The 13,976-nt window shown below is 63.0% G+C and carries 14 protein-coding genes; 8 read left to right on the top strand and 6 right to left on the bottom strand.

Features of this window, described 5'->3' with window-relative positions; translation table 11 throughout:
* Positions 1-15 precede the first annotated feature (15 nt).
* The 3 genes from tnpC to tnpA form a co-directional block, all read right to left on the bottom strand.
* Positions 16-1,527 (bottom strand): IS66 family transposase, encoded by a 1,512-nt coding sequence (gene tnpC, locus G559_RS0122300; protein WP_028629614.1) that lies wholly within the window; start codon positions 1,525-1,527, stop codon positions 16-18.
* A 63-nt stretch (positions 1,528-1,590) separates the two neighbouring features.
* Positions 1,591-1,926: an IS66 family insertion sequence element accessory protein TnpB gene (gene tnpB, locus G559_RS0122295; RefSeq protein ID WP_028629613.1), complete on the bottom strand. Its 336-nt coding sequence runs from the start codon at positions 1,924-1,926 to the stop codon at positions 1,591-1,593.
* Positions 1,923-2,258 (bottom strand): IS66-like element accessory protein TnpA, encoded by a 336-nt coding sequence (tnpA, locus tag G559_RS0122290; protein WP_028629612.1) that lies wholly within the window; start codon positions 2,256-2,258, stop codon positions 1,923-1,925. Before tnpA ends, tnpB begins: the two co-directional genes overlap by 4 nt.
* Before the next feature lie 86 nt (positions 2,259-2,344).
* Here tnpA and G559_RS29220 point away from each other — a divergent pair, with 86 nt between their 5' ends.
* The 8 genes from G559_RS29220 to G559_RS0122250 all read left to right on the top strand — a co-directional run bounded on the left by G559_RS29220 (position 2,345) and on the right by G559_RS0122250 (position 10,658).
* Positions 2,345-2,767, top strand: coding sequence for a GspH/FimT family protein (locus tag G559_RS29220; protein WP_162144831.1), 423 nt, complete (start codon positions 2,345-2,347; stop codon positions 2,765-2,767).
* A 198-nt stretch (positions 2,768-2,965) separates the two neighbouring features.
* The gene (gene thiO / locus G559_RS0122280) at positions 2,966-4,057 is read left to right on the top strand and encodes a glycine oxidase ThiO (protein WP_036997720.1); all 1,092 of its coding nucleotides are present in this window, start codon (positions 2,966-2,968) and stop codon (positions 4,055-4,057) included.
* 273 nt (positions 4,058-4,330) lie between these two features.
* A complete protein-coding gene (locus G559_RS0122275) occupies positions 4,331-4,798 on the top strand; it encodes a GspH/FimT family pseudopilin (RefSeq protein ID WP_028630367.1) in 468 nt (155 codons plus the stop codon).
* Positions 4,795-5,232 carry a type IV pilus modification protein PilV gene (pilV, locus tag G559_RS0122270; RefSeq protein WP_051246848.1) on the top strand — a complete coding sequence of 146 codons (438 nt, stop codon included), beginning with the start codon at positions 4,795-4,797 and terminating at the stop codon, positions 5,230-5,232. The genes G559_RS0122275 and pilV overlap by 4 nt, the downstream gene beginning before the upstream one ends.
* Before the next feature lie 10 nt (positions 5,233-5,242).
* A complete protein-coding gene (locus G559_RS0122265; RefSeq protein WP_028630365.1) occupies positions 5,243-6,274 on the top strand; it encodes a PilW family protein in 1,032 nt (343 codons plus the stop codon).
* Between the two features lie 16 nt (positions 6,275-6,290).
* A complete protein-coding gene (locus tag G559_RS29660) occupies positions 6,291-6,803 on the top strand; it encodes a pilus assembly PilX family protein (RefSeq protein ID WP_051246846.1) in 513 nt (170 codons plus the stop codon).
* Between the two features lie 16 nt (positions 6,804-6,819).
* Positions 6,820-10,245 carry a pilus assembly protein gene (locus tag G559_RS29210; protein WP_051246843.1) on the top strand — a complete coding sequence of 1,142 codons (3,426 nt, stop codon included), beginning with the start codon at positions 6,820-6,822 and terminating at the stop codon, positions 10,243-10,245.
* The gene (locus G559_RS0122250; protein WP_028630364.1) at positions 10,242-10,658 is read left to right on the top strand and encodes a type IV pilin protein; all 417 of its coding nucleotides are present in this window, start codon (positions 10,242-10,244) and stop codon (positions 10,656-10,658) included. Before G559_RS29210 ends, G559_RS0122250 begins: the two co-directional genes overlap by 4 nt.
* A 65-nt stretch (positions 10,659-10,723) precedes the next feature.
* On the opposite strand, the gene G559_RS0122245 is transcribed toward G559_RS0122250, so the two are convergent.
* Genes G559_RS0122245 through G559_RS0122235 form a run of 3 tightly spaced genes read right to left on the bottom strand, consistent with a single transcriptional unit; the run spans position 10,724 to position 13,891 of the window.
* A complete protein-coding gene (locus G559_RS0122245) occupies positions 10,724-12,061 on the bottom strand; it encodes a sigma-54-dependent transcriptional regulator (RefSeq protein ID WP_028630363.1) in 1,338 nt (445 codons plus the stop codon).
* A gap of 2 nt (positions 12,062-12,063) precedes the next feature.
* The gene (locus tag G559_RS0122240) at positions 12,064-13,665 is read right to left on the bottom strand and encodes a sensor histidine kinase (RefSeq protein ID WP_028630362.1); all 1,602 of its coding nucleotides are present in this window, start codon (positions 13,663-13,665) and stop codon (positions 12,064-12,066) included.
* Positions 13,655-13,891 carry a PP0621 family protein gene (locus tag G559_RS0122235; protein WP_028630361.1) on the bottom strand — a complete coding sequence of 79 codons (237 nt, stop codon included), beginning with the start codon at positions 13,889-13,891 and terminating at the stop codon, positions 13,655-13,657. The genes G559_RS0122240 and G559_RS0122235 overlap by 11 nt, the downstream gene beginning before the upstream one ends.
* Positions 13,892-13,976 lie beyond the last annotated feature (85 nt).

Raw genomic sequence — 13,976 nt, 5'->3', positions numbered from 1 at the left:
GTAAGCGAACGGGCATCACACCTTGCCGGCGGGTACCCAGTTATGCGGCAGCAGCTCGGTCAGGGCGCTGGCCTTCTGCGTCGGCAGGCGCATGAGCACGTCCTTCAGGTAGGCGTACGGATCGTGTCCGTTCAGGCGGGCTGACTGGATCAGCGTCATCAAGGCTGCGCCACGCTGGCCACTGCGTAGCGAGCCGGCAAACAGCCAGTTGGAGCGCCCCAAGGCCCAGGGGCGGATCTGGTTCTCGATCCAGTTGTTGTCAATGGGCAGGTTGCCGTCATCCAGGTAGCGCACCAACGCCGCCCAGCGCTTGAGGCTGTAGTCGAGTGCCTTGGCGATCGCGCTGCCTTCCGGCACCTTCTGCCGCTGCCCAAGCATCCAGCTATGCAGGCCATCGATGATCGGCCTAGCTTTGTCCTGGCGCAGTTGCCGACGCTGTTCGGCGAGCAGCTCTCGCCCCTCGCGCTCCACCTCGTACAGTTGGCCGATGTACTGGAGGGCCTGCTCAGCCAGTTGGCTCTGGTTGGCGGCATGCAGGTCGAAGAACTTGCGCCGGGCATGGGCCATGCAGCCGATCTCGGTCACGCCTTGCTCGAAGCTGGCCTTGTAGCCGGCGAAGTCGTCGCAGACCAGTTTGCCTTGCCAGTCTCCCAGGAAGCTGCGCGCGTGCTCGCCGGCCCGGCTCGGCCTGAAGTCGTAGACCACGGCCTTGAGGTCGGCAAAGGGGCTGGGTGCATAGGCCCAGACGTAAGCCCGCTGGGTCTTCTTCGTACCCGGGGCGAGCATCTGCACTGGGGTTTCGTCGGCGAGGATGACGTCCTGCTGAAGCAGGCAGTCGCGCAGCGCATCGACCAGGGGTTGCAGCTGGACGCCGCAAGCGCCGACCCATTGCGCCAGCGTGGAGCGCGCGATGGCCAGGCCGGCGCGGGCGAATATCTTTTCCTGGCGGTATAGCGGCAGGTGATCGGCGAACTTGGCCACCATGACCTGAGCCAGTAGCCCGGCAGTCGGGATGCCCTTGTCGATCACCTGCGCAGGCACTGGGGCCTGAATCAGCGTTTCACACTTGGCGCAGACCCACTTGCCACGGATATGCCGCTCAACGGTGAAGATGCCCGGGGTGTAGTCGAGCTTCTCGCTGACGTCTTCGCCGATGCGCTTGAGTTGACAGCCGCAGGCACACTGGGTGCTGTCCGGCTCGTGAAGTATCAGCGTGCGCGGCAGTTCGGCCGGCAGCGGCGCTCGCTTGGGCTGCTGCCGTAGCTCGCGCTTGGCGGGCTCTGGTCGGGCCGCCTCAAGCTCTGCCTCGATGGCGGCGATGTCGGCATCGATCATCTCGTCCAGCAAGTTGAGCTGGTCGACATTGAGCTGCTCGCTGCGGCGGGCGAAGCGGTGGCGCCGCAGCACGGCGAGTTCGTGGTTCAACCGCTGGTTGAGCGTCTCCAGATGATCGACGCGCTGGCTCAACTGCGCGGCCAGTTGGCGCAGTTGCTCAGGTGTCAGATGATCGAAAGCGGCAGGATTCATGCCGCCGAGTGTGAGGATTTCTGGCCCCCTCGGCGATAGGCCATTGGCCTAATTGCACCCCGGCTACAGGAGCCTGATCTCGGCATCAGGCCCAAGACGCTGCCAAGGCAGGCCGACCACCAGGGCCTGCAACTGCTCGGGACTGAGTTCCAACTGCTGTCCCTGCCAATTGCCCGACCAGACGAAGCGCCCCTTATTCAGCCTCCGAGCAGCCAGCCAGATGCCGAAGCCATCGTGCACCAGCACCTTCATCCGATTGGCGCGCTTGTTGGTGAACAGGTAGGCACAGTGCGGCTGCGCCGCACCGAATACCTGAACCACCCGGGCCAACGCTGTTTCGGTGCCGGCGCGCATGTCCAGCGGCTCGGTGGCGAGCCAGATGCGCTCAATGCGGATCACTTCAGCAGCTCGCGCAGGAAGCGGGCGCAGCCTTCAGGGTCGTTGCCCGGCCACTGCACCGACAGTTTGCCGGCCCGATGGGGAATGGCGATCTGGATGGCCATGTCGGCCGCACTCGGGGTAGCCGGCAGGCTCGGGGCGAGAGGAATCGGAATAAAACTGGAGGGTGCAGCGGGCAGATGTGCCTGCTGACGGCGAATCCACTTGTGCACGAGATTGGCGTTGAGGCCATGGCTCAAGGCCACGCCGGCAACCGAGGCACCGGGCTGGGTGCACTCATCGACGACCTGGGCCTTGAAGGATTTGGGATAGGAGCGGCGTTGGCCTGGCACGGGAGATCCTCCGCAAGGGGCTGAAATGGTGTCCACCAAAAACAGGTGGACACCATGCCGCTAGCTGGAAGAACCGGGGAGGTGTGTTGGCCAGACGCTTACCTTTCACTGACGTGACCCTGGGCAGCAAGCTGCGGAGCCAGGCCAATGACCTGGTCGCTGGCGCCACACTGGCAAGAAGCGAGGCGATCAAGCGCAACCAACCGGTGACCCTTTGCGCATCGGCAAACGGTTCGACCTGCGCCTCTTCGGGTGGCTGGCAACAGGGCTGGATAGTGCGCGGTTCCGACGGCACGGTAGTGCAGCGCCATCCGGCTGCACCGAGCGGCTTCCTGATCTCCTCCAGCGTGCACAGCATCGCCTTCCAACCGACTGGTACTGCCTCGGCAAGCGCCGTATTGAAGGTATGTCGTGCCTCGCCAGATGAGGGCGACCAGGAGCGTCTTGTCTCGCTCAGCCTCACTGGGCGGCCCTCGGTGTCCAAGACCACAACAGGCGAATGCCCTTGAGCGACGCTGCGTCGCCGATCTAGCAAGCGGGCGCACACCTGCGGACGCCACTGCCATAGAATGCCCCTCCCGGTTCCGGGCTTGGCAAGCATTCTCTGTTGCTGTGCCCATATTGTTCGTGCGCCGTTTGTGCGAGGCAGGCTTCTGGTTTGCCAGTGCCCGCGTCACGCCAGGTAATTCTGTTGTTCTGGAGGTTCCATGCGGGTTTTGCTGGTCGGAGGGGGAGCTATCGGGTTGCTGTCTGCATACCTGTTGGCGAAGGATGGACTGGAAGTCTGTCTGCTGGATAAAGGCCCCTGCGGTCGCGAATCCTCTTGGGCCGGTGGCGGGATCGTTTCGCCACTCTATCCCTGGCGCTATTCCTCGGCTGTAACAGCTCTGGCGCATTGGTCCCAGGACTTCTACCCGCAGTTCGGCCAGCGCTTGTTCGCTGAAACCGGTATAGACCCCGAAGTTCACGAGACGGGCCTGTACTGGCTGGACCTAGACGACGAAGCGGAGGCCCTGGCTTGGGCCGCTCGCGAAGGGCGACCCCTGGCGCCAGTGGATATTGCCCAGGTACACGCCGCTGTGCCACCGCTAGGGCCGGGCTTCCGGCACGCTATCCATATGGCCGGCGTGGCTAACGTGCGAAATCCGCGGCTGACGCGTGCCCTGCGTGAGGCACTGCTGCATATGCCGAACGTGACCTTGCATGAGTCGTGCGAAGTGCAGAGCTTTATCCGCGATGGAGCACGCGTAGTTGGGGTGAATACGGTCGAGGGTGAGATCCTGGCCGATCGTGTGGTGCTCGCGGCTGGCGCCTGGAGTGGCGACCTGCTGGCCAGCCTGGGGCTGGCGCTTCCGGTGGAACCGGTGAAGGGGCAGATGATCCTCTTCAAGTGTGCCGAAGATTTCTTGCCGGCGATGGTGTTGGCGAAAGGACGCTATGCGATCCCGCGCCGGGACGGCCATATCCTGGTGGGCAGCACCCTGGAACATGCCGGTTTCGACAAGACCCCTACCAACGAAGCCTTGGAGAGCCTCAAGGCATCCGCTTTCGAACTGTTGCCGGAGCTGGCCAATTCCGAGGTGGTAGGACATTGGGCGGGACTACGTCCCAGCTCGCCCGAAGGCATTCCCTTCATCGGCCCTGTGCCAGGCGCGGACGGTCTGTGGCTGAACTGCGGTCATTACCGCAACGGGCTGGTGCTCGCCCCAGCATCCTGTCGCCTGCTGATGGATCTGATGCTTGGCCGCGAGCCGATCATCGACCCGCAGCCCTATGCGCCAGAGGGGCGCCTGGGTTGAGGGACGCCCTGACGTTAGCGGCTGTGCGTGATTACCAGGGCAGGCCCGATGGCCCGTTCTGCGGCACCGTCCCGGCCAATCTTGTGGGCAAGCTCGCAGTTCATAAAACGTGATTTAAAACGGTAGTACCAATCAGCTACTATTTGCGCGTAAATTGCCGCTGGTCGTTAAATTTCGACCGCTCGTCATGGAAGGTCGGCAAGGTCGGGGTAGGAAGCTCCGTCGCGCGGGTGTCTGCCCGCTCAGGTTCGTACCATCCTTTGAGGGCAGGGAATGTCGCAGCGAGGATTCACGTTGATCGAACTGCTGGTCACGCTCGTCGTGCTCGCAGTATTGATCGGGTTGGCAGCACCGAACTTTTCCCAGCTACTTCGCGAGAACCAGGCAGCGGCAGAACTTGATGCGTTCTCCAGCATGCTCAACTATGCGCGCCGCGAAGCAGTCCAAGGATCGCAGACCATTAGGCTAAAAGGGCCGCTGGCAACCGATGGCAGCTGGCAGTTGTTGCGCGAGCGGGACAGCTTGGAGTTGCGCCGTTTCCCTCCCCTGAACGCATTGGCCGTCACCCCGACAGGGCTGCAAAACATCCTCTTCGACTCGCAGGGCCGGCTGGTAAGCGCGGCCAGGATGGCGCTTACCCTGACGGCAAAGGATACATCGCTGGGCTGCGCCACCTTCAATCGCAGTGTTTCCATTGAGCTGTCCGGTTCGATTTCTCTGCAGAGGGGAAGCTGCAAATGAGCGTGTCGTACCAGCGGGGAGCCTCCCTCATCGAAGTCCTGGTCGCAGTGCTCCTTTTCTCCATCGGAGTACTGGGGCTGGCAGCCATGCAGCTCACCGCGCTTAAGGCCAACCAGCTAGCGTCCGTGCGCTCCCATGCGACCTTCCTGGCCTATGAGATGGCTGATCGCATGCGCGCCGCGCGAGGAGATGCGCAGGCGGGGTTCTACAACCTGGCGGTCGGTGCCGCCTTGGCCTGTGATCCGGCGAAGGAAACCTGCCTGCCTTTCCAACGGGACTTGGCGGAATGGCGCGCCAACCTTGCCAGGCAACTACCAGAGGGGAATGGCGGTGTCGTGCAGAACGGTGGCCGCTTCACGGTAATCGTTCAATGGAACGAGGAGCGGGTGGGTGGTAGCGCCGCCCAGCAATTCTCCTTCGTCACGCAGATTTGACGGGGTGCTCATGCACAAGCAACGCGGCTTGAGCCTGGTGGAGCTGATGGTGGCCATGGCGATTGGCTTGGTCATCAGTCTGGCGGTTCTCCAGGTCTTCATCAGCAACAAGAACACCTTCCTTCTCCGGGGGGTCGCAGGAAACCTGCAGGAAAACGGGCGCTTCGCCCTGCAGTACCTGGCCGCCGAACTGCGCCCTGCGGGCGTTGGGGTGGGGGCTCGGCTTGATGAGGAGGACATCTGCGTGGTCGCCGCCAACGGAGACCCAGGTGGATGGAGTGCCATGAATCGCCCCATCTGGGCACGACGCATCACGGCAACCGGCGAGCTTGGGGCGGTAGGCACCGACCAGGTGGCGATCTTCGCCAACGATGGCTGCGAGTCCTTTCTGACCGCGGGTGAACTGCTCAAACCGTCACTCAACGCGAATCTCAAGGTTACGGCCTATTGCCCAAGCATGCAGCAGGACCATGCGGTGATGGTGCAAGACATGGAGAAGGCGGTGGTCATACGCATCACCAACAAGCCGAACTCGTCGGGTTCAGGCCAGGTGACACTGACTCATGCCGCGAGCACTAATGATAAGAACGCCAAATGCGGCGGCTTCAAGTTCTCGGATATCGCGTTCAACAGCCCTGCACGAGTAGTGGGCTTCGCCTACAGGACCTTTTACGTGGCAGATACCGGCCGCGTCACGGCAAATGGGCAGCCCATCCGTGCATTGTTTGTCCGCGATGCGGCTCAGGTTCCACCGCAGACCAACGAGGTTGTGGAGGGTGTGGAGTCGCTGCGCACCAGTTTCGGCGTGGCGGTGAACAACAGTGTTGGTGTGCAGACCTACCTGAGCCCGGCCGAGGTGGAAGCGGCGAACCGTTGGGATGATGTCCGCACGGTGAAGATCGATCTGCTGCTGGTCAGCAATGAGCGAGTGGCGGGAGCGCTGGACCAGGCTGTCCAGTTCGGGGGGGCGGCAGTGGTGGCGGATGGGCGCCTGCGCCAGGTATTCAGCACAGTTGTGGCCCTGCGCAATCGGGTCGACTGATGAGGCAAGGATAAGCATGCAAAAGCAAAAAGGAGCAGTGCTGCTGGTTTGCCTGATCGCACTCCTGGCACTAACCGTGTTGGGGGTTACGGCGATGTCCGGCAGCACCCTGCAGGAGCGTATGGCCGGCGGCGCGCGGGACTACAACGTGGCGTTCCAGGCAGCCGAGAGCGCCTTGCGGGTGGGAGAGGCCTATGTGCGACAGCAGGTGGAAGCCAGCGTCGATCCTACCCAGTTATTCCTGGCGAAGACCGATTGCCCGACGGTGACGGCTACGCAATGGACCCCTCCCGCCGAACTTCACAACAAACCGCAGCAGCCGGTCTGTCAGGTTCGCAACTTTTACGGAGCGTCGGGCGGCGCGACCAGCTTCGTCTGCGAAACCGACGGTTCGATTGCCGAGAACCGGGCGTTCGACTGCCTGAGCCGGACCTATCTGTTCAACGTCGAGGCCACCGGTTACGCCGGCGGGGATGCCGAAGTGCACCTGCGCTCCACCGTGGCCATTGCCATCCGCAGCCAGAACTGATCGAAGGAAGACACGGATGAACCGCTCGAAATATGCGTTTGCGGTACGGGCACTGGTGGCCGGCCTGCTGACTTTTGTGGTCAGCCATAGTGCCCTGGCAGCATTCGTGCCAGGGCAGGTTCCGTTGAACCTGGGTGGCCAGGTCGAGCCCAACCTCATGTTCATCCTGGATGATTCGGGCTCGATGCGCTGGGGCTTCCTCCCGGATGAACTCAAGCCCGCGTATCTGGAGCGCACGGGCGAATGGTACGAGCGGCGAGAGTGCACGGGGCGGGGCAGCTATGCCGGCAAGAACCTGCATTTCTGCTCGAAGGCAAGTCATCACTACCTGGCTTCCAGCCACCTGAACAAGTCCTACTACAACCCGGCCGTACAGTACCTGCCGCCAGTCAAGAGCGACGGTCAACGCTATGCCAATGCAAACTTCGCGGCCGCATTCGTGGATGGTTATACGGGGGGGCAGACGGTCAACCTCGGCAACGACTACATGGCGATCATGGATGACTACTTCTCGCCCAATAGCTACGAGTGCTTGAACAGACGTTGCAGCAACGTCGAGTACTACAACGGTTTTGCCGTAGGGGAGGAGAGTGGCGCAGGTGCCGCTTTCTATTACGAATATGTTGGAGGGGGTAGCTGTGCAAGCAACCCCCGCCAGGATGCCTGCTATGCCGAGCGTAGCGTAGGCGCCTCCGAGCAGCAGAACTTCGCCAACTGGTTCTCCTACTATCGGACTCGCATCATGTCGGCCAAGGCCGGGGTCAGCCAGGCGTTTTCCGCGCTGCCCGGGGATATTCGGGTTGGCTACGGTGCAATCAACCTGACCGATACCCTGGCGCGCGGCGTGCGTCGATTTGAGGGAACCGGGCGCTCCGAATTTTATGACTGGCTGTTCGCCGCCAGCGCCTCAGGAGGTACCCCCCTGCGCAAGGCGCTAGGTGATGCAGGCGAGTATTACTCGCGCAAGGACGAGTCGGGGCCCTGGAGTTCGACTCCGGGCCAGACCGGGGGCAAGGAGTATGCCTGCCGCCAGAGCTACACGATCCTGACCACGGACGGCTACTGGAACGGTGACGCCGCCTCCAAGGAGGGCGCGCGCGCCAACGTTGATAACCGTAACGGCCCGACCATCAGCGGGCCGGATGGGCAGAGCTATCGCTATGTGCCCAAAGCGCCGTTCAGCGACAGCTCGGAGAACACCCTGGCGGACGTCGCCATGTACTACTGGAGTCGCGACCTGCATAACGCCCTGGACAACCGTGTGCCGACCGATCCGGCCGACCCCGCGTTCTGGCAGCACATGGTGACCTTCGGGGTCGGACTGGGCATGAGCGGGACCGTCGACCCGCAGACTGCGTTCGCCGCCGTCAAGAATGGTGCATCGGTGACTTGGCCAAGCCCGACCAGCAGCGAGCCGGCGAAGCTGGATGACCTGCTGCACGCGGCGGTGAATGGTCGGGGCGGTTTCTTCAGCGCCCAGGACCCGCAGCAGTTCGCCAGCGCCTTGGGTGAGACCCTCGCGTCGATCAGCGATCGTACCGGGTCGAACACCTCGGCCGTGCCCAATGCCCGCCGTCTGGACAGCAACACCCTGGTCTACGAGGCCTTCTATACCAGCTCGGACTGGTCCGGAAAATTACTGGCGAAAAAGCCCATGCAGACCAGCGCCGGCATCGTTTTCGAGGAAGTCTGGGAGGCGGGGCAGAAACTGGGACTCAGCTCGCGCAGCCTGTTCACCCACGACGGCGCGGCGGGCACCAACCATGGCCAGGCGTTGAACTGGAGCAGCCTTGGTGCAGAGCTCAAGGTGCATTTCAACGATGATGAGGCGCTGTTCAACTACCTGATGGGCAGCCGCACGAACGAGGCGCCGGCCGGCAGGAAGTTCCGCAAGCGCTCAACCCTGCTCGGCGATGTCGTCAACTCCACCCTCGTGTTGGCCAACAAGCAGGACTGGGGCTTCCATGGGCGGGTACCCGTAGCGAGCGGCGACCAGACCTACGCCGAGTTCGTCGCAGCCAAGTCGAGCCAGCCACCGGTGCTGTTCGTCGGCGCTAACGATGGCTTCCTGCACGCCTTCAACGCCAACAATGGCAATGAGTTGTTTGCCTACATGCCCAACGGCGTCTTGGGTAACGCCAAGCTCCTGGCCAACAGCGACTACAAGCACCGCTACTTCGTGGACGGAAAGCTGCACATTCGCGATGCCCGTCTGAATGGTGCGTGGCGTACCGTGCTCCTGGGTAGCCTCGGGGCCGGCGGGAAAAGCGTCTTTGCCCTGGACGTCACAGACGCCTCCGGCACGGGCTTCAGTGCCAGCAAGGTGTTGTGGGAGATCAAGGATGATGCTGATCTGGGCTACAACTTCGGCGAGCCGTTGGTCGGGCGCATGAAGGACGGCAGCTGGGCGGCGATCTTCGGCAATGGCTACGGCAGCACCAATGATGACTCGGTGTTGTTCATCGTCGATCTGGCGACCGGCGCCGTGAACAAAGTTCGCGCAGGCGAGACGACGGGCGGCCTGTCCAGCCCATCCTTCGTATATGCCACCGACAGCTCGGGCAACATCTACGTGAAGGATGTGTATGCCGGCGACCTGAGCGGAAACCTGTGGAAGTTCAACCTCAAGGGCAATGGTTCCGGTGTTGGCGATTTCGAGGTCAACCTGAGCTCAGGCAACAAACCACAGCCGCTGTACGTTGCTACAGATACCGCGGGCGCGCGCCAACCGATCACCGTCAAGCCGGAAATCGCCTACCACCCGGATGGCGTGTCGCAGGGCGTCGTCGTTTACTTCGGCACCGGCCGGCTCTACACCGCAAGTGATGTGGTCGACACGTCCAAGCAGAGCTTCTACGGCATCTGGGACAAGCTGACGAGCACCGGCGCCTCAACCGCTTTCACGGGCCGTTCGAGCCTTGACCAGCGCTCAATCCTGTTCGAGGGCGAGGCCTTCGATCGGGATGTGCGGGTACTCGACGCACCGGCCACCGCAATTGACTGGAGCAACAAGCGTGGCTGGTATCTCGACCTGACTTCTCCGATCAAAGGCGCCCAGGGCGAGCGGGTTATTTTCGCTCCGCGCATCCTGCTCAATCGTCTGGTCATCGAAACTGCCATTCCCTCTTCTGACCCCTGCTTGGCCGGTGGCTCTGGCTGGACAATGGTGCTCGATATGGCTACTGGCGGGCGGCTCAATTATGTCCTGCTGGACTTGAACAAGGATGGCAAGTTCACCGAAGCCGATATGGTCGACGTCGATGGGCAGAAGCTCCCGCCGTCCGGTATCGGTTCCACAGGCAGCATTCCCACCGGCTCGTTCGACCTGATCGACCCGCAGAAGTACTGGCTTTGCCGCGGTACCGGGGTGGATGACTGCATCCCGGCCGCCAATACCATCAATGTTCTCGAAGGCCGTCAGTCCTGGAACCAGATTCGATGAGAAGCAGTAAGGCGTTCACCCTGATTGAGCTGATGATCGTGATAGTGGTGATCGGCATCCTCGCCGCAATCGCTTATCCCAACTACACGGAGCATGTGCGGCGGGGCAAGCGGGCCGAGGTGAAGGCCGCCTTGATGGAGGGCGCACAGGCGCTGGAGCGTTATTACTCCACCCACGGCTCCTACCTGGATGCCGAAGGCAATTTTGCCGATAGTTTCGCGTCCCAGACGCCTGCTTCGGGGGCGGCCAACTACACCATCGCCGCCCAGGGCGCACCGACGGCTACCACTTACCAGCTGCGGGCTACCCGCACCGGCAGCATGGCTAATGATCCGTGCGGCGACTTCCAGATCAGCCAAACCGGCGAGCGAACGCTGGCCAATGCCACGCGCACTGCGGCCCAATGCTGGTAGTGGGGTGCCGCCTTCCCGGACGGGTTACTTGACGGCACGTTCGCCGGGAACGGTCGCGCTGGGCATCAGTCGATACCCAGCTTCTTCAGGCGATAGCGCATCGAGCGGAAGGTCAGGCCCAGGCGCTGGGCCGCAGCGGTGCGATTCCAGCGGGTTTCTTCGAGTGCCTGCATGATCAGCTTGCGCTCGATGTCTTCCAGGTAGTCTTCCAGGTTGTCGATCTGCGCCAGGCTGGCCTCGCCCCCCTCGGTCGCGCCGGTAGCGTCGGCCAGGCGCAGGTCGCGGGCCTGGATCTGGTCGTCTTCGCAGAGCGTGTAGGCCCGTTCGAGCATGTTCTCCAGCTCGCGCACGTTGCCGGGGAAGCGGTAGCACTTGAGCTTGTCCAGGGCTTCCGGCGCCAGGGTCGCGGCCGGCAGCCCGCTCTGCTGGGCCAGGCGCTTGAGCATGGTTTCCACCAGTAGCGGGATATCCTCGCGGCGCTCACGCAGCGGCGGCACGCTGAGCTCGATGACGTTCAGGCGGTAGTAGAGGTCCTGGCGGAAGCGGCCTGCGGCCACTTCCGCGGCCAGGTCCTTGTGGGTGGCGCTGAGGATGCGTACATCCACCACCACTTCCTGTTGTCCCCCCACGGCGCGCACGGCCTTTTCCTGGATGGCGCGCAGCAGTTTGACCTGCATCGCCAGTGGCAGGTCGGCTACCTCGTCAAGGAAGAGGGTGCCGCCATTTGCCGCCTGGAACAGGCCCTGCTTGTCTTCCACCGCGCCGGTGAAGCTGCCTTTCTTGTGGCCGAAGAATTCGCTTTCCATCAGCTCGGACGGGATGGCGCCGCAGTTGACCGGTACGAAGGGGCGGTCGATGCGCGGCCCCTGCTCATGGATCAGCCGTGCCACCAGTTCCTTGCCGCTGCCCGATTCACCACTGATGTACACCGGTGCCTGGCTACGGGCGAGCTTCTGGATTTGCTTGCGCAGGGCGCTCATGGGCGGCGAGGTGCCCAGCAAACGACCGTCCACCGGTGGCTCACCGTCTTCAGGGGCGCTCAGGCGCAAGGCGGTGTTGACCAGTTCGCGCAGCCGGCCAAGGTCTACCGGTTTGGTAAGGAAGTCGAAGGCGCCGGCCTTGAGGGCGTTCACCGCAGTGTCGAGGCTGCCGTAGGCGGTGATCATCGCCACCGGAACCATGGGGTGGCGCTGCTGGATGTACTGCACCAGTTCCAGGCCGGTGCCGTCGGGCAGACGCATGTCGGTCAGGCACAGGTCGAAGGGCTCGCGCGCGAGCCATTCGCGGGCTTCCTTGAGGTTGCGGGCGCTGCGGGTGTCGAGCTTCATCCGCCCGAGGGTGATCTCCAGCAGTTCGCGGATATCGGGCTCGTCATCGACGATCAGGGCTCTCTGTCGGGTCATGGTCAGCTCAGTTTGCGCGGGTGGGCGAAAGTGATGCGGAAGCAGCTGCCGCCTTGTTCGCGCGGTTTGTAGTCGAGGCGGGCCTGGTTGCTCTCGCAGAGTTCGCGGGAGATGTACAGGCCAAGGCCGGTGCCCTTGCTTTCAGTGGTGAAGAAGGGTTCGAAGATATTGTGCACCTGCTCGGGCGGGACGCCTTCCCCATCGTCCTCCACTTCCAGTATGGGCAGGTCGCTTTCGGCATCACGGAACAGCTTGAGCCAGACCTGGCCCTGGGCGTTTTTCTGGGCGCTGTAGCGCAGGCCGTTCTCTACCAGGTTGGTCAGCACCTGGGTCAACTGGTGGGGGTCCATGCGGGTCTGCAACGTACTGCCGAGGGTGGAAAGGTGCAGGGTCTGGTTGGGGCCGGAGGAGCTGCGGAACTCGCTGGCGAATCGGGTGAGCCAGTACTTCAGGTCCAGCAACTGCGGCTCCGACTGGCGGCGTCGGGACAGTTGGAGCACGTTCTCGATCACCAGGTTCATGCGCCGCGAATGGTCCTGGATAATGTGCGCCAGCCGCCGATCCGGGCCCTGGAGCTCTTCCGACTCCTGCAGGAGTTGCGCTGCGTGGCTGATGGCGCCCAGGGGGTTGCGGATCTCGTGGGCAATGCCTGCAGTCAGGCGACCGAGGGAGGCGAGTTTCAGTTGCTGGGCCTGCTGGGCGATTTGCGAGATGTCTTCGAGAAACACCAGGGTGTTCAGCTGATTGCCACGCTGCAGGTGAACGAAGCTGGGTTGCAGGGTAGGGCCATTGGCGAACGCCTGGAAGCTCTGTGGTCGCAGGGTTGGGTTGGTCAGCCACTGCTGCAGCCTCTCCAGCAATTCAGGACACTGGCCGTCCAGGGAGCGTCCGGCCAGCGAGTCCTTGCCCAGCAAGGATTGCGCGCCGTTGTTGGCAAGGAGAATCAGGTGTTGCGGATCGAGCACCAGGATGCCGGTGCGCATGCGCTCCAGAATCTGAGCGTTAAGTGCTTCCAGGTTGGCCACGTCGGCCGCGCGCTGCTCCGCGAGGGTTTCGCTGAGTTGCAGGCGCCGGCTCAGCCCCTGGATGAACAGTGCCGCGGCGAAGCACAGCGCGCCGAAGCCGCCGGCCTGGACGAACTGACTGGAGGCCTGCGGGTGGCTGATGCTGAGGTAGAAGGTCAGGTAGATCAGCCCGATCGCCGCCACGGCCGCTACCAGCAGGCCGATGCGCCCGCGCAGCAGGATGTTGGAGATGGCGACCGAAACCACCATGAGGTTGGCGATGCCGCTGGGCGTGCCGCCTGCCGCGAAGAACAGGCAGGACAGCAGCAATACATCCACCACGGCCAGGCTGAAGACCTGCACCATGCTGCGGGGGCGAGGCACCAGCGCGGCGATCAGGGTATTGAGGATCAGGTAGAACCAGCTGGCATTGCGGAACAGTTCCGGGCGCGCCAGGTCCAGGAGGCTGTCGTCCAGTTCGCTGGAGATCAGTACGACCAGTGCTACGCCAATCAACAGCCGATACAGGCTGTAGAGGCGGAAGATGCGCCGCCCTTGGGCGCTGAGTGCTGTCGGGGCGGGGAGGGTATCAGTGCTCACCAGGGCTCTGATCCTGTTCCAGGTGGGCCCGGCTGCAATACCAGCGATTGTCCTGGGACAGGGCGTTGCTTCGAGGAACGTGCACGCCGCACTGTGCGCAGCGCACCATGGGCACGGTTTCGTCCTGTTGGTGCGGCTTGGGGCGTGGTGTCGATGGGGTCTTGAAGCGGCGCCACAGCCAGATGGCGACGAAGATCACGGCAATCCAGAACAGCAGGCGAAACATGCCGAAGGTGCTCTCTTCTTGGTGGAAAACTGGCAGTTTAGCCAAGCCGGTTGTCCGCGCACAGAGACCGGCCGCACGCTGCCGT

Origin of the sequence: Metapseudomonas resinovorans DSM 21078, assembly GCF_000423545.1 — a bacterium.
Classification (GTDB): Bacteria; Pseudomonadota; Gammaproteobacteria; order Pseudomonadales; family Pseudomonadaceae; genus Metapseudomonas; species Metapseudomonas resinovorans.
The sequence above is the reverse complement of the archived record's forward strand: the minus strand, read 5'-3'. Positions and strand labels throughout refer to the sequence as shown.

Coding starts and splice junctions, on each gene's coding strand:
- tnpC (WP_028629614.1), bottom strand. CDS start 1,527: ATGAATCCTGCCGCTTTCGATCATCTGACACCTGAGCAACTGCGCCAA.
- thiO (WP_036997720.1), top strand. CDS start 2,966: ATGCGGGTTTTGCTGGTCGGAGGGGGAGCTATCGGGTTGCTGTCTGCA.
- G559_RS0122275 (WP_028630367.1), top strand. CDS start 4,331: ATGTCGCAGCGAGGATTCACGTTGATCGAACTGCTGGTCACGCTCGTC.
- pilV (WP_051246848.1), top strand. CDS start 4,795: ATGAGCGTGTCGTACCAGCGGGGAGCCTCCCTCATCGAAGTCCTGGTC.
- G559_RS0122265 (WP_028630365.1), top strand. CDS start 5,243: ATGCACAAGCAACGCGGCTTGAGCCTGGTGGAGCTGATGGTGGCCATG.
- G559_RS29660 (WP_051246846.1), top strand. CDS start 6,291: ATGCAAAAGCAAAAAGGAGCAGTGCTGCTGGTTTGCCTGATCGCACTC.
- G559_RS29210 (WP_051246843.1), top strand. CDS start 6,820: ATGAACCGCTCGAAATATGCGTTTGCGGTACGGGCACTGGTGGCCGGC.
- G559_RS0122250 (WP_028630364.1), top strand. CDS start 10,242: ATGAGAAGCAGTAAGGCGTTCACCCTGATTGAGCTGATGATCGTGATA.
- G559_RS0122245 (WP_028630363.1), bottom strand. CDS start 12,061: ATGACCCGACAGAGAGCCCTGATCGTCGATGACGAGCCCGATATCCGC.
- G559_RS0122235 (WP_028630361.1), bottom strand. CDS start 13,891: ATGTTTCGCCTGCTGTTCTGGATTGCCGTGATCTTCGTCGCCATCTGG.